We start from the raw sequence: 19,419 nt of genomic DNA, 5'->3' as shown, positions 1-19,419 counted from the left end.
GGAGCCAGCCTGCTGACCGTAGCGCTGGCCCTGTCCTGTGCCTGGGTGTCTGCCGCGCAGGCCCGGAGTTCGGCGCGGCCCCGGCGCAGTATGCTGCGGAGCGAAGCGCTGGAGCTGGTAAGCGGCTTCCGGCAGACCAGCGCCTGGTTGTGGTGGCTGGCGCTATTGGGGGGGGGCGCTGTGGTGGCATCAGTATTCGGTGGCACCGGCCCTGGGGCTTGGCATCTGGACAATGCTTTTTGCCTCGCACTACGGCACGCCGGAACCCTGGACGCTGCTGCTGCCGGCACTTCGGCAGCCGGGTACCTGGCTGCAGCGGCGGGTGGGGCTGGCACTGCTTTATTTCGGGCTGACGGCGCTGCCTTTTGCCTGGGTGATGGGCAGCGGGCCTGCCGGAAGAGGCGGCGCAGCCTTACTCATGCTCTGGGGCACGGCGCTGCTCATAATGATAGTGCTGGCCCGCTATGCTTTCTACCCCAGCGCGGTGCTGGTGCGGCTTACGCAGGGCGCGGTGCTGGCCCTGAGCGTGCTGGCCGCCGGCCATCCGGTGTATCCGGCGCTGCTGGCGGTGGCTTTTTTCGGACTTATCTGGAAAAGTCGGCAGCGGCTTTCCACCTTTCGCCATGATTGAAGTAAGTGGTTTGCGCAAGGCTTTCGGCACGCATGAAGTGGTGCACGATGTCAGCCTGAACCTGCGGCCCGGCACCCTGCATGGCCTCGTCGGGGCGAATGGGGCCGGAAAAACCACGCTGCTGCACTGCCTCTACGGCCTGCACCACGACTACCAGGGCACCGTGCGCGAAACTACAGGCCTATCTATTCGCCCGTGTACAGGCCTGCTGCCCTACGAGCCGTACTTCTATCCGCGCCTCACTGGCCGCGAGTACCTAGAGTTTACGCTGCAGGCCCGTGGCCGAGCCTTAGTTGATTTTGAGGGCTGGAATCAGCTTCTGGAGCTGCCGCTCGACCAATATGCCGAGGAGTATTCGGCGGGCATGAAGAAGAAGCTGGCACTCCTAGCGCTCCTCGTGCAGCCCTTCCGCTACCTTATCCTGGATGAGCCCTTCAACGGCCTCGAACTCAACACCAACCTGCTGCTGATGGAAATACTGCGGCGGCTACGCGGGCAGGGTACCGGTATTCTGCTGACCTCGCACTTGCTGGGCTCCCTCACCGAACTCTGCGACGAACTCACAGTATTGGCTGATGGTACCGTACGCCGCCGCTACCAGGCGGCCGAGTTTGGCCAGGTGCAGGCCGACCTGCTCGACGGTTTCTACCAGAATAAGCTGGCGCAGGTACACCGCTTGCTGCCACTGTAACGGGCAAATACCGGAGGCTTCTCTACTAAAACGCTAGGTAAAAATCCTGTAGCAACGTCCGAAACGCTGCTGAGTATTCCTCCACGTCATCTTTTACCAACAGCTCATGCTGCTGAGCCGGCTGTTTTTGCCGCGAAAAAGCCGTGATATGGCGTAGCGGCTTACTACCGGCGCGGTGCTGGAGCACCAGCCTTGTTAGCGGCCACAGACCTGCCTGCGCCGCAGCTTCCTCGAAGTGCCGCATTTCCGGCGGCGGTAGTAGTACCGTGAGACGCCCGATAGGTGTCAGAAAATCAGATGCAAAGCGGGCCAGTTCGGGGAAGGAAAGCGTATCGTCGGCGGTATGGCGGGCAGTGGTCCGCTGCGCATTAGGGGAGCGGAGTGAGTGGCGGAAAAAGGGCGGGTTGCAGAGAATGTGGTCGAAGGGAATGGGCTGGGTGGCCGCGAACTGTGCCAGCGGCAGCGCGTGCAGCCAGAGCCGCGCGGCCCAAGGGCTGGCCGCGAAATTGGCCGCCGCCTGCGCCGCTGCGGCCGGCTCCAGCTCTACGGCTTCTATCCGGGCGCCGGCATTGCGCTGGGCAGCCATCAGGGCCAGCAGCCCGGTGCCGGTGCCAATATCCAGTATGCGATGCGCCTGGCCAAGGTCGGCGGCGGCACCCAGTACGCAGGCATCGGTGCTCACCTTCATGGCGCACTCACCCTGCTCGATGCGGAACTGCTTGAACTGGAAATAGGAATTGGCCACTCGGCGCGAAATACAAAGGAAGACGAGCAAAGGTCCTGCTTTATGCCCACATCAGTAGCTTCCGGCTGGCCACAACACGCATAAAAAAGCGCCAGCCTACCTGGCTGACGCTTTTTTTGCGCAGAGCATGCTGGCTATGATCCGCCAGCACGGCGTTTCTCGTCCTCAGCGCCGCCTGAGCGGCGCTTGGTAGGTGCTACCTTGTCGTTGCCGATGCGGTAGCTGAACGAAAGGGTTGCTACGCGGGAGTCGCGGCGCTGAGTGAAGCGCTCCACATAGTTCTCGTAGGAGGAAGTAGCACGCACATAGTCGGTGAAGAAGATATCCGTCATGTTCAGCTTTAGAGTGCCCTTCCGGTCCCACACCGTCTTCTGAACTCCGGCCGTTACCTGGCCCTGTGGCCGCACCTGAAAAAAGCCATACACTTCCGGCGACTGGTAGAAAGCCGTTAAGTCGGCGCTCCAGCCTTTGCCAATAGTGAAAGAGCTAGTGCTATTGACATTGTAAGCCGCTTTTCCCGCATTGAGGCGCGTGCCAGCCAGGTCACCGGTGAAATGGTTGTAATACACCACCAAGTTATTGGTCATGCTCCACCACTTGGCCAGTTCCAGCGGAGCAGTTAGGGTGAGGGCCGTGTACTGCTGCTGCCCTAAGTTCTGGTTCGTCGACACCACGGCCCGGCCACCTTCCGGCGCTGGCTGCACCGTCCCGATAATGGGGTCAGTTGTGACACTGTAGCTGAGCCCGAGGCTGTATTTCTGGCGAAAAGTGTGCGTAAGCTCAAAGTTGTAGCTCGTCTGGGGCAGCAGATCGGGGTTGCCGGCACCATAGGTTGTTGCGTCGATGTAGGATTTGAATGGGTTGAGCTGTCCATAGGAAGGCCGGTCGATGCGGCGGCTCAAGGACAGAGAAACCTCGTGCGTTTTGGAAAATTCCCGCTTCACGGCCGCGCTCGGAAACAGCTGAAAGTAGTTGCGGTCGAAGCCCTGGGTTGGGTCTTCGGGCACGCCTGTGGCCTTGGTTTGTTCGCCCCGCAGGCCGGCCTGCAGCGTCCAGCCCGGCTTGGCGTAGTTGAAATTTACGTAGCCTGCGTTGATGTTCTCGTCGTACAGAAAGCGGTTGGAGCGGCGGGCGTCGCGCACCAGTCCTACTCCGTCCGGCCCCGGAATCCGGAACAGCAGATCATTGTCCGACGTCACCCAGCTTACTTTCCCGCCGGCTTCCATCGTCAGGTGCTTGCTCAGCAACTGCGTGTAGTCCGCCTTCACCGACCAGATGTCGAGCTGGCCGTGCTGGTTGCTGTCGAGGAAATCGAGGGAATCAGTGGGGAAGGTGTAAGTCGTACTCAGCTGCTGCAGGCGGCGTGCGTCGTAGCGCGCCACATCGGCGTCGGCCGTTAGCTCGCGCGGCCCCACCGAATCGGCTTTGAAGGTGTGGCGGAAATTTAAATTCCCGGCCACGTTGGGCGCCACAATGCTGCGCGTGTTCAGCGACTGATACCGGCGTTGCAGGCTGTTGTTTGCGGCCAGCTGATCGGAGTTGTTGGTGCCATCCTGGTTGAACCGAAAGTTCACGCCGCTTACTGTTGCGCCCAGCACTGTCCGTTCGGTCAGGTCGTAGTCGAGGCCGGCTTTCCAGGTATGGGAACGGCCGCGCCCTTTGCTGAAGTTGTCCTGCTCGGTGCTGCCCGTGAAGGTGCGCTGCCCGTCCGGATAGCTGAAAAAGTCCCGATGAATCATTAGGTCCCCAAAGTTCTCCCGGTCGGCGTAGGTGTAGCTCCCAAACAGGTTCAGGCCCTTGCGGCGGTGGTTGAGCGAAAGGCCCGTTGTGTATTTATCAACGCTGGACTGCCCCCGTCCGTAGCTGGCATTGAGAGTGCCGTTGGTGCCTAGGCGCTGGTCCTTTTTAAGGTTGATGGCAATAATGCCAGCACTACCCTGGGCGTCGTATTTCGCTGGTGGGTTCGTTATCAGCTCAATATTCTTCACTTGGTCGGCGGGAAGGGCGCGCAAGTAGTCGGCCAGTTCAGTGCCCGTCATGGGCTGGCGCTTGCCGTCAATGAGCACCAGCACGCCTTGGCGGCCACGTAGGGCCAGGTTGTCATTGCCGTCTACCGTCACACCCGGCGAACGGCCCAGCACCTCCAGCGACGAGGCCCCCGCTGCCAGCGTGCTGCCTTCCACATTCACCACGGTACGGTCGGCGAGGCGCTCAAACAGTGGTTTCTGGCCTACTACTGTCACTTCCTTCAGGGTAGTGGCCCCGCTGGCTGTCAGCGCGAGAGGCGGCAGGCTCACGTCGCTGCCGGCCACTTCTACCGGTGTGCTCCAGCGCCGCACAAACCCCACCTGTGAGGCCAGTACCAGATAGCGCCCCGGCGCCACTGGCCCCAGGCGGTACGTACCCTTTTCGTCGCTGAACTCCGATTTTACGACCACCGAATCGGCAGCCCGGTGCAGCGTGAGCGTAGCAAACTCCAGTGGCTTGCCCGTGGCATCCTGTACCGCGCCGCGAACCGCGCCGGTAGCCTGTGCCGCCGCATAGTGCGCAGGAAAGACAGCTACCGGAAAAGCAATAACAAGGAAGGCCAGCTGCCCAAGCAGCCGAGTAAGTAGGGTTTTCATGAGCCAGACGACGTGTCGCTAGTGAAAAGAAGGAAAGGAAGGATGAGCTGCTAGAAGAAGGTAGCGGAGTAGCAGAGGCGGCCGAAAGGCCGGAGCAGCGAGCTTGTAGTGGAACTTCCTACACCGCTCGTCAGCCGCTGTAGGAAGGATTCGATATGTCTACGAATTTATTCGTACAATTATATACGAATATTTTCGTAGAAGCAAATTTTGTTTTTACTATTTATCAAGTGCTACCAACAGGTGGTTCTTAAGGCGGCTGACAGAGAGTGAATTAACTACTAGGGAGTAGGGGCCCGTGCGCTGCAATTCAGGTAGATGCGTTCCAGCATGTTGCGCAATAGGGTTAGGTCGTCTTCAGAGAGGCCTTGCAGTGCTAAGCTGCGGTTGCTGAGCACCACTGGCTGCACATCACTCAGTACCTGCTCGCCTTCCTTGGTCACGCGGAGCTGGCTGCGGCGGCCATCGGAGGGCAGAGGCACCGCCGCCAGCAGGCCGCGCTTGGTCAGCAGACTGATCATGCGCGCTACCGAGGCTTGGTCTTTGAAAACCCGATCGGCAATGTCGGCCTGGGTGAGGTCGTCGTGCTCCTGAATCACGCGTAGCACCAGCCACTGGTCGATGGTAATGGCAATACCGGCCCGGTCGATGTTGGCTTGCGCCAGCTTCCGGTACTGCCGGATGGCCTTATCGAGCGAGTAAAAGATGACACTGGAGAGCATAAAGGGAATTTCAGGAATGATAACCTATAGATGTATGATATATCATTGAAGTTGCTTTGCTGAGCAAAAAAATATTGGAGATGCTGTGCGCTCTGCCCACTAAGTCTGGTAATCCGTGGTTAATGGCTTTGGAGTACCCAACAAGAAATCCGGCGCCCAATACATCGGACGCCGGATACAGTGGCAGCAATTTGAAGGTTACTGACTGATGGCGCGGCGCTTTTCGTCCTCGGCGCCAGTGGCGCGCTTGCGGGCCGGTGCCACCTCGTTGCTGCCGAACCGGTAGGTGAAGGCCAGGGTAGCCACGCGGGTGTCCTGCGTGGAGCGGAAGGTTTCCTCGAAGACTACGTAGCGGGAGGTGGCCTGCACCGGTGCGGTATAGAGCAGGTCGGTGGCATTGGCCCGCAGTGTGGCGCGGCCGTCGAAAAAGCTTTTCTGGATGCCTATGCCCACCTGCCCGAAGGCATTCACTACCTGAAACGCATACCGCTCCCGGGAATGGTAGCTGCCATTGAGGTCGGCGGTCCAGCCCTTGCCCAGCGTAAATGTGCTGTTGGCATTCAGAATAGCGCCCGGCTGGCCGGCGGGTGGGGCTGTGTCGCCCAGGCTGCCCTCGAAATAGATGAAGAACAGCTCAGCATCGGCGTAGAGCTGCCACCATTTGGTGGGCGCCAGCGGGGCCGTAAGCGTGAAGGCGTAGTAGTGGCGCGTGCGCAGGTTCACGTCGGTGGCCGCTACCAGCAGGCTGGGCTGGGCCAGGTATACGCTCACGATGGGCTGGCGGGCGTAGGCGTAGCTCAGGCCGGTGACGTACTTCTGGCGCCAGGTGTAGGTCAGCTCGGCGCTGTAGTTGGTCTGGGGCAGCAGGTAGGGGTTGCCGGCGCGGTAGGAGGTAGCATCCACGAAGGAGCGAAAGGGGTTGAGCTGGTTGTAGGTGGGCCGGTCGAGGCGGCGGCTCAGCGAAAATCCCACGGCCTGCGTTTCCGAAAGCGTGCGGCTCAAGCTCAGGTTCGGAAAGAGCTGGAAATAGTGCCGGTCGAAGTTTTCGTTGCCAATGGTCTGCCGTCCGGTGGCGTTGGTTTGCTCGGCCCGCAGGCCGGCGGTCAGCGTCAGGGCAGGGCGGGTGCGGGTCAGGCTCAGATAAGCGGCATGGATATTCTCGTCGTAGCTGAAATCGTTCGACTGGTTTGTATCGAGGTAGGTAACGGCGTTTTCGGTGCGGTAGAATATCAGGCTGTTGTTTGACTGCACCCAGCTGGACTTGGCGCCGGCTTCCAGGCGCAGGCCCCGCGGCAACGGCCGCACGTAGTCGGCCTTCACCGACTGAATGGTGAGCGTGCCATCGTGGGTGCCAACAAGGGAAGCAGGAGTGCGAGCCGGTAGCGCGTAGGAGGTAGCCAGATTCAGCAGCCGCGTGATACCAAAGCGGGCCATATCGGCGTCGGCGGTCAGCTCCGGAGTGCCTGCTGAGTCGGGCCGGAACGTATGGCGGAGCGTCAGGTTGCCGGCTACATTGGGCGTGCGCAGATTGCGCAGGTTCCAGGAGCTGTAGCGGGCCGTGGAAGCATTCTGGGCGTTGAAAAACTCCGATGCGTTGGTGCCTTCCCACGGCGAGTTGCTGGCCAGGCCGCTGAGCATGGCGCCCAGCGTGGTTCGTTTGCCCGCAGTATAGTCCAGCCCCGTTTTCCAGGTGTGTGACTGCAGGTGGTTGCGCATTTCATTGAGCTGCTGGCTGCTGGTCTGCGCCTGCCCGTCCTGCAGATAGCGGCGGTTGAAGGTCAGGTTCTGGAAGTTGCGGCGGTCCGTGTAGGCGTAGGTGCCGTAGAGGTTGAAGTGGGCACTGCGATGATTCAGGGAAAAACCGGAAGTATGCTTGCCGTACTGGCCGCGGCCGTAGCTGGCATTCACGCTGCCATTGGTGCCGAAGCGCTGGTCTTTCTTGAGGTTGATGGCAATGATACCGGCACCGCCCTGGGCGTCGTATTTGGCCGGCGGGTTCGTTATCAGCTCGATAGTTTTCACCTGCTCGGCGGGCAGGGCACGCAGCATCGAGGCCAGCTCGGCACCGGTCATCGGTACTCGCTTGCCATCAATGAGCACCAGTACGCCCTGCTTGCCGCGCAGGCTCAGATTGTCGCTGCCGCTTACTGTCACGCCCGGTGCCCGGCCCAGCACCTCCAGCACCGTGTTGCCGGCAGCCAGCGTGTTGCCTTCCACATGCACAATCGTGCGGTCGGGCAGGCGTTCAAAAGCCGGCTTTTGCGCCGTCACGGTCACGCCGCGCAGTTGCTGGGCCGCGCTGGGCGTGAGCGTAACGACCAGCACTGGCCCCACGGCGGCACTGGTTTCCAGCGGCCCCGCCCAGGCCTGCCGGTAGCCGATATGTAGCACCGACAACAGGTAGCGGCCCGCCGCCGGCGGCATGAGCAGAAACTTGCCCTCCGCGTCGCTGAATTCGGTTTTAACGGCCACGGAATCGGTGGCACGGTGCAATACAACGGTAGCGTAGGCCAGGGGAAGGCCTGCGGCTGAGCGCACCACTCCCGGAATTGGAGCAGCAGGTATCTGGGCAGCAGAAACCTGAGGCAAAAAAAGCAGCGCTACTGAGAGGCGCCATATCCAGCCCAGAAAGCTGGTAGAAAAGCGTGTGTGCACAGTCCGGTGGTAAAAAAGTGGAGCGTGCAATAGGTGGCGTGTGGCGAGGCCTCGCAATTCCAGGGCTGGAAAGAAGCAAAGCCGGGTAGAGTATAGAGCGGTTAACTAAACTGTTTTGGGCCTTTACCAAGGCCCGCTTTTGAGTAGTGGAAGGAAAGATAGAAAGAAAGACCGATTTGGCCTCGCAGGTTTTGGGAAAACCGGCAGCCCAGTAGCACGCCGGAACTGAAGCTACATAGCCCAAACAAAACTACCCCGGCCCTAATGGACCGAGGTAGCTCGAAGGCAGTCTATAACAGCAGAACGACGACCTATTTCAGCGCATCCAGCGCTGCCCGCAACCGGGGCAGGGCTGCCTCAATAGATTCCAGCGAAGCGCCTCCCACTGACATCCGGAACCAGGGAGCCGTATCGGAGGTCCCGAAGGCACTGAACGGCACCAGCGCCAGCCGGGCTTCGCTGATGAGGTAGGAGGTCAGCTCCTTTGTGGTGCGTAGTACCTGCCCGGTCGCCGTGGTTTTGCCCAATACATCCAGCTTGGCCGTGAGGTAAATAGCGCCCATCGGCACGATGGAGTCGACGGGGTAGCCAGCGCCTTTTAGCTCCTGCAAACCATGGTGCAGGGTGTCGAGGCTGCGCTGGATGTTGTCCTTGAACTCGTCCACAAAACCGTCGACAGCCGGCGTATTCGGTAGAAACTTAGCTGTGGCTACCTGCTCGGCTTTCGGGGCCCAGGCTCCTACGTGGCCCAGAATGGACTTCATCTTATCGATGACCACCGCCGGCCCGAAGGCGTAGCCCACCCGCACGCCGGTAGCAGCCAGACATTTTGAGATGCCGTCGATGTAGATGACATAGTCGCGCAGCTCAGGGCGCAGGTTTACTGGGTCGAAGTGTCCGGTCTGGCCAAAGGTGAGCATCCAGTAAATCTGGTCGTAGAGCAGGTAAAGAGGCTTTTCGCCGGGCTGGCGGCGCTGGTTCTCCGCCACCACCAAGTCGCAGATGTCCGCCAGGTTTTCTTTGGTGAATACTGTGCCCGTGGGGTTGAGCGGCGAGCAGAGGGCCAGGAGCGTGGCGCCGGCCAAATGCGGAGCCAGCTCGGCGGCCGTAGGCATGAAGTTGTTTTCGGGCGAGGTTTCTACCATCACGGCCTCGGCGCCCGAGAGGTGACAGTAGTGGTTGTTATTCCAGCTCGGCACCGGAAATACTACTTTGTCGCCGGGGTCTACCACGGCGAGGTACGTGGCATAGATGAGAGGCCGGGAGCCACCCGCCACCAGTACGTCGTTGGGGGAATAGGCCAGGCCCAGCCGCTCCTTTGTGAAGGCGGTGGCAGCTTCGCGGAGCGCGGCTATGCCGTTGGCAGGCGGATAGTTGGTATGGCCGGCTTGATACGCTGCCGTAATTTCGTGCTGCAGCTCCGTCGGAATGGGGAAAATAGCCGGGTCGAAGTCACCGATGGTGAGGTTGCATATCTGCTCCCCCTTGCGGATCATGTCGTTGACTTCATTGCCGATTTTGATGATTTCGGAGCCGATAAGGCTGCCGGCCATTCGCGAAACTTGCATGAGGAAGGGGTTTGTGGTCGGCCAAAAGTAAGAGGTGCAGCGGCAAATGCTACGGCCAACGGTGCACAGTAGTGCGGATTTTGCTGAACGCTCTGCCTACCTTGCAGCCCATGCTGACTTTTGAACTTCCGACGCTGGCGGCGCTGCCCGCCGTAGCCGCCCAGGTGCGTGAGGCACTACAGGAGCACTCCATTGTGTGTTTCGAAGGCGAAATGGGGGCCGGCAAAACCACCTTCATCAAGGCGCTCTGCCAGAGTATGGGCGTGCAGGATGAGGTGAGTAGCCCCACTTTTGCGCTGGTAAACGAGTACCGCGACGCGCAGAATCAGCCCATTTACCACTTCGACTTCTACCGCCTCAATGAACCAGCCGAAGCAGTAGGCATCGGGGCGTTGGAGTACTTCGATTCCGGCTATCTTTGCCTGATAGAGTGGCCCAGCCGCATTGAGGCGCTGTTGCCACCAGAGCGGCTGCTCATCACCCTTCATGTCACCGGCGAAGAGTCTCGCACTCTTCAATTAGAAATTAAGAAATAAGGAATCAGACGGAGGCAGCGAGTTGTAAAGAATTCGTTTGTAAAATGCTGAATTTCAGATCTACTACTTTCTAATTCATACCTATCAGAGATGCCCGAAGCAGTACCACCCGGATTTGAGTCGTTGGCCACGAGCCGCGCCTACTTCACGCAGGAATCCATGCTGGCTGTGGAAACCCGGAAGCGTAAGCTGTTTATTGGGCTGCCCCGCGAAACCTCGCTGCAGGAAAACCGCATCTGCCTGACGCCGGAAGCCGTGAAGCATCTGGTGGAAGAAGGACACGAAATTGTGATGGAAAGCGGGGCCGGTGAACCCAGCAAGTACTCCGACCACGACTACTCCGAAGCCGGGGCCACTATTGCTTACTCGCAAAAAGAGGTATACGAAGCCGACCTCATCCTGAAAGTGGCGCCGCCCACCCACGACGAAATCGAGTTTCTGCGCTCCAATCAGACGCTGATATCGGCGCTGCAGTTTGGTACACTCACCTCCGAGTACGTTACGGCCCTCACGCGCAAAAAAATCAGCGCCATCAGCTTCGAGCTGATTAAGGACCCGAGCGGAGCGCGGCCGGTAGTGCGGGCCATGAGCGAAATAGCCGGCTCCACCGTCATGCTGATTGCGGCCGAATACTTGGCGCGCTCCAACGAAGGCAAAGGCATCATCTTGGGCGGTATCACGGGTGTGCCTCCGTCACAGGTCGTGATTCTGGGTGCAGGCACGGTAGCTGAGTACGCTGCCCGCGCTGCTACCGGACTAGGGGCTGAGGTAAAAGTGTTTGATAATCACTTGTATAAACTGCGGCGCCTGAAGCAGAATCTAGGTACACAGCTATACACCAGTACCCTCGATACATTTGCCTTGAGCCAGCAGATCCGGCGTGCCGATGTGGTGATTGGGGCCCTGAACGCCGAGGACGGCCGGGTGCCGTTTATGGTGCCCGAAAGCATGGTTTCCAGCATGGCGCCCGGCTCCGTCATCATCGATGTGAGCATCGACCAGGGTGGCTGCTTCGAGACGAGCGAAATGACCAGCCACAGCAAGCCCGTCTTCCGCAAGTACGACGTGATTCATTACTGCGTGCCCAACATTGCCAGCCGCGTGCCGCGTACTGCCACCAATGCTCTGAGTAACATCTTCACGCCCATTCTGCAGGAAATCAGCCAGCACGGTGGCATCAATGAGGTACTGTTCACGAATGAGCATTTCCGTAGCGGCGTCTACATCTACAAAGGGTCGCTCACCAACGCCACCATTGCCAAGCGCTTCAACATGCGCTATAAGGAACTGGGGCTGATGATTGCCGTGCGTAACTGACAGATGGTTTCGTACAGGCGGAGGGCACAATAGTCAGAAGTCCACCTCACACGTCGTCCGGAAGGCGGGAGAAATTCTGCAGCACATGAACAGCCAAACAGAAGCCGAACTGATAGCCCGGCCGGTACTGGAGTTTACTTCGCAGGAGCTTGCTCAGGCAATGAACCGGTCGTTTGAAGAGTACTTCGTGCCCTTCAACTTTGATGCTGCCAGCTTTGAGCGGCGCTTCCGGAGCGAGCATCTTGACCCCGCTGCCAGCCGGCTCTGGTTTAGGGGCGACCAACTGGTAGGAGTGGTATACCTGGCCCGGCGCGGCTGGACCTGCCGGGTAGCTGGTATGGGGCTAGTGAAGGAAGCGCGTAGCCAAGGCTATGGCCGGACCATGCTGCAAACCGCCATTGAAGAGGCCACGATGCGCGGTGACCGGGAAATGATGCTCGAAGTTTTCACTGAAAACGAGCCGGCTCGGCGCCTCTATGAGCGGCTGGGCTTCCGCAATACCCGCCACTTGCTCAGCTTTAGGCGTATGCCAGCCCCAATTTCCAACATGACTGCCCTTAGCGAACTGGACCCGCTAACGGTTGCGCGGCTGGTAACAACAGAGGGAGAACCGGACTTGCCTTGGATGTTCTCGGCCGAGACTCTTGCGGCTGCGGCGCCACCTGCGCGTGCTTTCCATTTGGCTCACAGCGCCTACGCTGTGGTGCGGCCGGAAGCTGAGCGCAGCCTGCTACTGACGTTGGTAGTGCCGCGTGGCCTACGTCGCCAAGGGTGGGCTACGCGCATGCTGCAGGCACTGGAGGCCGAATTCCCAGGCGTGCCGCTGGTAGCATCGTTGGTGCCGGAGGGGTCGGTGCGCGAAGTATTGCGGGCTGCCGGATGGGAACAGCAGCCCTTGTCGCTCTATGAAATGGTGCGGCCCTTAGGCTAGCCTGCAGAGGGCGTGGCCAGCAGTAGCGTTTTCCAGGCGTCCAGCAGGCGGCCTTCTTCCAAAATTTTCTTCCCTAGCACTACCAGTTCTTGGCGTTGCGCTGCTGGGTCGGCGGCGTGTTTGCTGAGCGTGTAGCTCACCAACGGGTCCTGCCGGAACGCCTGCACCTGCTCGGGAGTGGGTAGGGCCTGCTGCTCGATGTTGGCGAGGCGGCCCAGGTTGTTGCCGGTGAGCAGGTCGGAGGTGCGGATATGCTCCGGGAGCTGGTCGATGCCGATGCCTTTGTTGCGGTTGGGTTTGGGCACGATGAACAGGCTTTCGGGTAACACGCGGCTGTACCAGTCGCCGGCGAGGCGGGCCACAGCATCGAACTTATGCGGGTCGATGCCGGCACCATCGGCCAGTAGAATGTCCTGGCGGAAGTGGGCCTGCACCACCCGGCAAATCACGAGGTTGCCGCCGCCGTTGGAGTCGCCGATGGCAATAATCTGCTCCACCACGCACTCCAGCGACACCGGACACTCCGCCACGCGGGGCGGGCGCACTTTGTCGGAGGGCAGCTCCGTGAGGCCGGCTTTCACAAACTCATTCACGCCCCGCTCATACTCGGTGCTGGCCAACGACATCTGCTCCACCACCGCGTAGTCGCAGATATTAACCACGCATTCGGCCACTTCACGCACGTTGAAAAGCGTGTGCTTCTGGGTGTTGTCACGGACGCGGTTGGCAGGAGAGAAGATAAGTGTGGACGGGTTGGAGCTGAAGACGTTAAAGAACGAAAACGGGCTCAGGTTCACCTCGCCATCAGCCGAAACAGTGCTGACGAAAGCAATAGGCCGGGGCGCCACGGCCCCCAGTAGAAACTGGTGCCACTCGGGGCCGGGCAGCGTGCCGGGCGTGATGGTGCGGAAGGACATACGGTGGGAAGGATGCAGTAGTGAGAAAGTAAAGGTAAGGACGCAACACAGCAGAACCGAAGCGCCGCTCAGAGCACCCATTCGGCGGGCACTGCGGGCTTGCCTTGCACCGGAAGCTGCACAATAAACTCCGTGAACACACCTTCCTGGCTTTCCACGCGAAGAGTGCCGCCATGCCCGCGCGTAATGATGTCATAGCTGACGGCCAGGCCCAGGGTGGAGCTTTCGTTGACGGGCTTCGTAGTGAAAAAACGCTGAAAGATGCTGGCCTGCACGGCCTCCGAAATGCCGGACCCGTTGTCACGAATCCTGATTTCGACATACTCGCCCGCCTGCTCGGTGGTTAGGCTCACTTGCGGAACGTAGTCTTCCTCGCCCAGGCGCTGGCGCTGCTGCACGGCATAGAAAGCCGTGGTGAAAAGACTGACCAGTGCCCGCCCGATGTCCTGCCGCACAATGGGCACTTCCGGTAGATTGGAAGCAAAATGGGGCAGGAGGGCGGCATTGAAGCGCCGATTTTTGAGGCGCAGATCCTGGTAGGTAAGCCGCATGTACTCGTTGGCCAGCATGCTGAGGTCGGTGAGTTGGCGCTGGGCCGGGCTGCTGCTAGAATATTCGAGCATGCCTTCCACAATACCTTCGGCCCGCTGGCTGTGCTTCACGATATGGGCCTGATACTGGCTCAGATTCTGGAACATATCATCAATGATCTGCTGGTCGTCGATGGGCAGCAGCACCTTTGCCAGTTCCTCCCGAATCTCCTGGCACAGATTTACGCTGATGGCAGCGAAGTTCTTGACGCTGTTCATCGGGTTCTGAATTTCATGCGCCACCCCAGCCATCAACTCGCCCAGAGAAGCCATTTTTTCGCGTAGCAGCAACTGGCCCTGGGCCGCCCGCAGTTCCTGCAGCATCTGGGCCAGCCGGTCGCGCTGCTGGGTCAGCTCTCGTTTCTGTTGGCCAATCTGATCATTAAGGCTTTGTAGCTGCTGATTGGCCCGCTTCTGCTGCCGGATGTGGCGGGCCAGCAGCAGCGCCAGCAGCAGCAGCGCCGCCAAAGAGCCCCACAACACGTAGGTTCGCACATCGGCCGTAAAGCGCGTATTCTCATCCTCGAGCTGCCGCAGCCGCTGCTGCTCGGCAAAGCCGATGGCATCGAGCTGCTTGATACGCTGCGGATTGTAGAGGCTGTCCTGTGCCGTGAGCATAATGCGCAGGTATTTCAGCGTGCTGTCGTGCTGCCCTCGCTTCTCAAACGACTCGGAGAGCAGGCGGCTGGTGTGCAGCACTCCCAATATGAACGGCAGCGTCTGGCCCACAACCAGCGCCTTCCGGGCGTAGTAGTGGCTGGAATCGGGCTGCTGAGTGGTATGGTAAAGCTCGGCCAGATACTGGTAGGCCCGGCAACCGCTACGCCGGTCGTTTTCGGCGGCGGCAGCCCGGGCGCTGCTGTGGTAGTAGCGCACTGCTTCGGCCACGTGGCCCTGCGACGCCTGCAGCAGGCCCAGTTCCCGCAGCACGTACGGCAGCGGGTTGCCCCAGCAGCTCCAGCCGCGCGTTCGGGGGGCCGTGGTAAGGGTATAGGCGCGGTTCAGAAAGTAAGCGGCGGAGTCCAGCTGCCGCAGGCCTTCGTAGCTGGCTCCAATGTTGGTCAGCACGCTGATTAGCTGCGAATCGTCCTTAATCCGGCCCTGCTCATAGAGCTGCAGAGCCCGGAAATAGTAGCCCAGAGACGGCCGGAAATCGTCGAGAGCATAGTAAAGCAGGCCGGTCTGGTTGAGGGTGCGGGCTGTGCCTTCCGTATCGTGGCTGTCTTCGTTGAGCTGCAGCGCCTGCAGATTGATGCGGAGGGCGGCCGGCAGATTGCCCCGCTCGCTCATCAGAATGCCGATGCGCGACAGGCACCGCCCTTCGCCCTTGGCGTAGCCGATGCGCCGGGCCAGCCGGAGTCCGCGCAGGGCGTAGTAGCGCACCGAGTCAAAGCGGGAGTAGCGGTAGGAGGCGCTCAGGTCGGCGAGCAGCAGGACCCGGCGGGTGTCGGTGGAGGCCCGGGCCAGCGCCCGCCGCAGCAGGGGCGTCTGCGGGCTTTGGGCAGAAGCCCAGGTAGCCATCAGCAGCCAAAACACAAGCACCACCACCGGAAAGCGTACAATCATGCGTGAAGTTAAAAAGGTTGGCCGCATGCGCCACACTATAGTCTGTTCGTTGGGGATGGTTAGGGGGCCGGCGCGGTCCGTTATCTTCCGGCGCCTTTCCTGCTATCAGTTACTCCTACTGTTTATGCCGCGTACCGCTCTGCTGCTGTTCTTGCTCCTGAACGCCACCGTGGCCTCTGCCCGGTCGGCGGCCGATACTACGCGCCTGCGCCGCCACCTGCTGGCCCTCACCACCACGCCCGCGCCGCGCAACTACCAGCACCTGGCCAGCCTCAACCAGGCCGCCGACTACATCAAAGCGGAGCTACAGGCTGCCGGCGCCCGGCCCGCCGAGCAGCCCTATGAGGTGCAGGGCAGCATCTACCGGAACATTCTCGGCAGTTTCGGCCCCGAAACCGGCCCGCGGCTCATCATTGGAGCCCACTATGATGTGTGCGGGGAGCAGCCCGGCGCCGACGACAACGGCACGGGGGTGGCGGCGTTGCTGGAGCTGGCGCGCCTGCTGGGCCAGCAAAAGCAGTTGGCTTTCCGCATCGATTTGGTGGCGTACACGCTGGAGGAGCCGCCGTTTTTCCGGACCCGACAGATGGGCAGCTTCGTGCACGCCAAGTCCCTGCACGATGCCGGGGTGCCGGTGCGCGGCATGGTGGCGCTGGAAATGCTGGGCTACTACGACGACCAAAAAGGCAGCCAGGATTATCCGCTGGGTCCGCTGAAATGGATCTATGGCAGCCGCGGCAACTACGTAACGGTGGCGCAGAAATTTGGGAACGGCCGGTTCGGGCGGCAGTTTGCGCGGCGCTACAAAGGAGCGGCGGCCCTGCCCGTAAAGCGGTTCAAGGCGCCGGCCTGGCTGCCCGGCATTGACTTCTCCGACCACCTCAACTACTGGCAGTTCGACTATTCCGCCGTGCTGCTCACCGACACGGCTTTCTACCGCAACAAACACTACCACGAGCCTACCGATACGCTGGCTCGCCTGGATATGCGCCGCCTGGGACTGGCCGTAGATGCCGTGCTGGCCGTGGTGCTGGCTATGTAAGCACCGGAGTAGCCTGGCCCACCCACACCCAGCCGGTCTGCACTAGCATGCACTCACCACCCTCGCCGGATGGCCGGAGGCGGTTCGGTTTGCGAAGCGCCCAGGCGGGCCACCCGCCGGGGTAGTCGAACACATCCAATTCCACTTCCCTGGGGTGCGGGTGCCAAGTAAGCTGGTCGGCGCCTGGTAGCAACTGGTATTCCGCTGGTAGGGGAGGGCCCGCTGGATCGGGCTTGCCAAACAGGCTGTGGTACCACTCCCGCCGCTCCCGAATACCTGCTACCACCTGCGAGCTATGCGCAAAGTCGGAATCTACCAGCCAGATGGCCAGATAAAAAGGCTCTGGCTGAGCTCCTAGCTGCCGCTGCCAGTCGAAAAAGGTGGTGAGCAGATGCCGGGCAGCTAACTGCCGCACCCGTTGCGGAGGCTGCCGGTGGTGCCAGGGCCCGAGGCCTAGCTTATTGTAGTCGTAGCCATAGCGTTGCAGCCTTGGTTCTGAAAGTGGCGCCGCAATAACGCTTTGATGTACAAGATGTTTGAGGCGGCGTTTGCTGCCCCGTACCTTCCGGCGGCGTGTAAGGGTCATAGCTGACGAAGATAAAGGGCTTGTAATCGGGCAATACTTGCTAAGTTGGTATATCTTTACTAAAATGCTATAGGTTTATAGTAAGGACTTACTCACTGGTTATATGGCCCAGCTCAGCTGCCCCAAATGCGAATCGAAAGAAGCCACTAAAAGCGGCATTGTAGGCGGCCGGCAGCGGTATAAGTGCAAGAACTGCGGCTACCACTACTCGGTGGCCAAAACGGGCAAGGAAACCAGTCCGTACTACGTCATCAAGGCTTTGCAGCTGTACGTGGAGGGCGTGAGCTACCGCGAGATTGAGCGGCTGCTGGGAGTCAGTCACGTGTCGGTGATGAACTGGGTGAAGAAATACGGCGTGAAGGCCCCCCGCCAGACGGAGTATCATCCGACGTACAAAATCCTTAATCAGAAAGAATTGGCTGAGTTTTTTGCCCGGCCGGAAAACCTGAAAGGAGCGGGCATGATGGTGACTGAGCTGGGCGACAAATACATGATGATTCGCTGGGAACGGTTCCGGCAGGGGTAGCGCGGCTATAGGAATTAGCGGAAGTATAGCAGAAAAGTGACTTCCACGGTGGGATTTATCTATTTGGTGCTGTCGTCTGGTGCCGAAGAGGTGATGGGCGGCATCCTCTGATCTTTCTTCACCACTATTCCCACCACGTCCATGCAAAACGCCCGTTATGCCTTGGTGCTGAGTGCGCTTCTTTCGGGGAGCGGTGCCTTGGCCCAGGTGACGCCCCCGCTCCCAGGACAGCCTGGCCAGCCCGCGCCCCCGCCCGCCGCTCCGCTGCCTCCGGGCCAGCCGGCTCCTGCGGCCCAATCGTCGGTGCCGGTAGCGCCGCCGCCGGCTCCCACGGAATCGGTGCCGTACGGTGCCGGCATGAAGGTGAACCTCTCGCCCGATGGCTCCAAGTACCTGCGCTTCATTACCTGGCACCAGATCTGGACTCGCTACACCAAGAACAACACCGGTACGGAGCGCGCACCGGGCAAGCCCCAGGACGAGCAGGTGGACTTTGCCATTCGCCGTTCTCGTCTGATCATTCTGTCGCAGCTGAATCCGCGCTTTATGATCTATACCCACATCGGCATCAACAACCAGACGGCCGTGAGTGGGGGCTTCAATGCCGCCGCCGACGGCAAGAAGCCTCAGCTGTTCGTGCACGAGGCGGTGGTGGAGTACAAGCTGAACAAATACGTGAGCCTGGGCGTCGGCATGCACTACCAGAACGGCCTCTCGCGCATGACCCGCTCCAGCACGCTCAACTTCCTTACGCTGGACGCGCCGCTTACCAACTGGCCCGTCATCGAAACCATCGACCAGTTTGCGCGTGGTATCGGGGCCTACGCCAAGGGGCGGGCGGGCAAGCTCGATTACGCCTTCAGCGTGAACGAGTCGTTCCTGACCAACCAGGCCGCTAATGCCCTGAGCCTGGGCACGACCGTGGTCAGCGGCACCGGCACCAGCCAACTGGCCACCAGCACCGGCGTGAACCGGGCGCAGTACAATCCGCAGGGGACCAACCACATCTGGCAAGGCTACCTGAGCTACGAGTTCCTCGACCAGGAATCGAACCTGCTGCCTTTCAACGTGGGCACGTACCTGGGCACGAAGCGCGTGTTTAACGTGGGTGCCGGCTTCTTCTACAACCAGGACGGGATGGTGTCGAGGCCCACGGAAAGTACGGTGCAGGTGAACGGGTCGGGCTTCACGCCGGCCCAGATTGCCGCCATCGAAACCAAGAAGGACGACATCGTGCTGCTGTCGGCCGACGTGTTCTTCGACACGCCCCTCAACAAGGAAACCGGCACGGCCTTCACCGTTTACGGGGTGTACTACAACTACAATTTCGGGCCGAACCACGTCCGCTACATCGGGGCCGCCAACCCGGGTTACGGCTCCAATGCCCTGCGCGGCAATGCCGTGCCGCATTCGGGCACCGGCAATATCGGGTTTGTGGAAGCGGGCTACCTGCTGCCCAAGAATCTGCTCGGGCCCAAGGTGCGGGTGCAGCCCTACGCATCCTACATGCTGGCCGCCTATGAGGGCCTGCGCAAGCCCGACGGCGACATTCAGAACACCAACATCTTCGACGGCGGCGCCAACTTCTACCTCGACAGCCACAACGCCAAGTTCACGCTCAACTACCGCGCCCGGCCCGACTTCACCGACCAGACGCTTACGCCCGATGGCCCGGCCCGGGTAAACAGCGTGAAGTACCGCCCCGAAATCACGCTCCAGACGCAGATTTTCCTGTAGCCGCCCGCCGGCAGGAACAGAGGGCCTGCCAGTAG

General features: G+C 60.5%; 16 protein-coding genes. 8 read left to right on the top strand and 8 right to left on the bottom strand.

The annotated features are described in order from the left end of the window. Positions 1-232 precede the first annotated feature (232 nt). Positions 233-631 carry a hypothetical protein gene (locus tag IC231_RS18085; RefSeq protein WP_190785876.1) on the top strand — a complete coding sequence of 133 codons (399 nt, stop codon included), beginning with the start codon at positions 233-235 and terminating at the stop codon, positions 629-631. Beyond that, positions 624-1,322 carry an ATP-binding cassette domain-containing protein gene (locus tag IC231_RS18080; RefSeq protein ID WP_190785875.1) on the top strand — a complete coding sequence of 233 codons (699 nt, stop codon included), beginning with the start codon at positions 624-626 and terminating at the stop codon, positions 1,320-1,322. The genes IC231_RS18085 and IC231_RS18080 overlap by 8 nt, the downstream gene beginning before the upstream one ends. Positions 1,323-1,347: 25 nt before the next feature. Here the strand turns inward: IC231_RS18080 and IC231_RS18075 are convergent, their stop codons facing one another. The 5 genes from IC231_RS18075 to IC231_RS18055 all read right to left on the bottom strand — a co-directional run bounded on the left by IC231_RS18075 (position 1,348) and on the right by IC231_RS18055 (position 9,636). Next, on the bottom strand, positions 1,348-2,067 hold the full coding sequence (locus IC231_RS18075; protein WP_211539175.1) for a tRNA1(Val) (adenine(37)-N6)-methyltransferase: 720 nt from the start codon (positions 2,065-2,067) through the stop codon (positions 1,348-1,350). A 134-nt stretch (positions 2,068-2,201) separates the two neighbouring features. Then, positions 2,202-4,691 (bottom strand): outer membrane beta-barrel protein, encoded by a 2,490-nt coding sequence (locus IC231_RS18070; protein WP_190785874.1) that lies wholly within the window; start codon positions 4,689-4,691, stop codon positions 2,202-2,204. 281 nt (positions 4,692-4,972) lie between these two features. Continuing rightward, positions 4,973-5,413 carry a MarR family winged helix-turn-helix transcriptional regulator gene (locus IC231_RS18065; protein WP_190785873.1) on the bottom strand — a complete coding sequence of 147 codons (441 nt, stop codon included), beginning with the start codon at positions 5,411-5,413 and terminating at the stop codon, positions 4,973-4,975. A gap of 198 nt (positions 5,414-5,611) precedes the next feature. Next, entirely contained in the window at positions 5,612-8,068 is a 2,457-nt protein-coding gene (locus IC231_RS18060; protein ID WP_190785872.1) for an outer membrane beta-barrel protein, read from the bottom strand. A 311-nt stretch (positions 8,069-8,379) separates the two neighbouring features. Then, on the bottom strand, positions 8,380-9,636 hold the full coding sequence (locus tag IC231_RS18055; protein ID WP_190785871.1) for a pyridoxal phosphate-dependent aminotransferase: 1,257 nt from the start codon (positions 9,634-9,636) through the stop codon (positions 8,380-8,382). Positions 9,637-9,746: 110 nt separating this feature from the next. On the opposite strand from IC231_RS18055, the gene tsaE reads away from it, so the two are divergent. The 3 genes from tsaE to IC231_RS18040 all read left to right on the top strand — a co-directional run bounded on the left by tsaE (position 9,747) and on the right by IC231_RS18040 (position 12,420). Further along, on the top strand, positions 9,747-10,172 hold the full coding sequence (tsaE, locus tag IC231_RS18050; RefSeq protein WP_190785870.1) for a tRNA (adenosine(37)-N6)-threonylcarbamoyltransferase complex ATPase subunit type 1 TsaE: 426 nt from the start codon (positions 9,747-9,749) through the stop codon (positions 10,170-10,172). Positions 10,173-10,262: 90 nt separating this feature from the next. Beyond that, positions 10,263-11,489: an alanine dehydrogenase gene (locus tag IC231_RS18045; RefSeq protein WP_185886408.1), complete on the top strand. Its 1,227-nt coding sequence runs from the start codon at positions 10,263-10,265 to the stop codon at positions 11,487-11,489. Positions 11,490-11,574: 85 nt separating this feature from the next. Next, entirely contained in the window at positions 11,575-12,420 is an 846-nt protein-coding gene (locus IC231_RS18040; RefSeq protein WP_190785869.1) for a GNAT family N-acetyltransferase, read from the top strand. Here IC231_RS18040 and IC231_RS18035 read toward each other — a convergent pair. Beyond that, entirely contained in the window at positions 12,417-13,337 is a 921-nt protein-coding gene (locus tag IC231_RS18035; protein WP_190785868.1) for a flavin reductase family protein, read from the bottom strand. The two genes, IC231_RS18040 and IC231_RS18035, sit on opposite strands and share 4 nt — an antisense overlap. A 68-nt stretch (positions 13,338-13,405) precedes the next feature. Next, positions 13,406-15,493 (bottom strand): ATP-binding protein, encoded by a 2,088-nt coding sequence (locus tag IC231_RS18030; protein ID WP_190785867.1) that lies wholly within the window; start codon positions 15,491-15,493, stop codon positions 13,406-13,408. 124 nt (positions 15,494-15,617) lie between these two features. On the opposite strand from IC231_RS18030, the gene IC231_RS18025 reads away from it, so the two are divergent. Further along, complete coding sequence (locus tag IC231_RS18025; RefSeq protein ID WP_190785866.1) at positions 15,618-16,535, top strand: M28 family peptidase; 918 nt, start codon at positions 15,618-15,620, stop codon at positions 16,533-16,535. Here the strand turns inward: IC231_RS18025 and IC231_RS18020 are convergent. Then, positions 16,528-17,121 carry a hypothetical protein gene (locus IC231_RS18020; RefSeq protein WP_190785865.1) on the bottom strand — a complete coding sequence of 198 codons (594 nt, stop codon included), beginning with the start codon at positions 17,119-17,121 and terminating at the stop codon, positions 16,528-16,530. The two genes, IC231_RS18025 and IC231_RS18020, sit on opposite strands and share 8 nt — an antisense overlap. Positions 17,122-17,224: 103 nt before the next feature. Here IC231_RS18020 and IC231_RS18015 point away from each other — a divergent pair, with 103 nt between their 5' ends. Both IC231_RS18015 and IC231_RS18010 read left to right on the top strand, forming a co-directional pair. Further along, complete coding sequence (locus IC231_RS18015) at positions 17,225-17,647, top strand: IS1/IS1595 family N-terminal zinc-binding domain-containing protein (protein ID WP_190785864.1); 423 nt, start codon at positions 17,225-17,227, stop codon at positions 17,645-17,647. 141 nt (positions 17,648-17,788) lie between these two features. Continuing rightward, positions 17,789-19,384 (top strand): porin, encoded by a 1,596-nt coding sequence (locus IC231_RS18010; RefSeq protein ID WP_211539173.1) that lies wholly within the window; start codon positions 17,789-17,791, stop codon positions 19,382-19,384. The last annotated feature ends 35 nt before the right edge of the window (positions 19,385-19,419 follow it).

It is taken from the genome of Hymenobacter duratus, assembly GCF_014698995.1.
Classification (GTDB): domain Bacteria; phylum Bacteroidota; class Bacteroidia; order Cytophagales; family Hymenobacteraceae; genus Hymenobacter; species Hymenobacter duratus.
The sequence above is the reverse complement of the archived record's forward strand: the minus strand, read 5'-3'. Positions and strand labels throughout refer to the sequence as shown.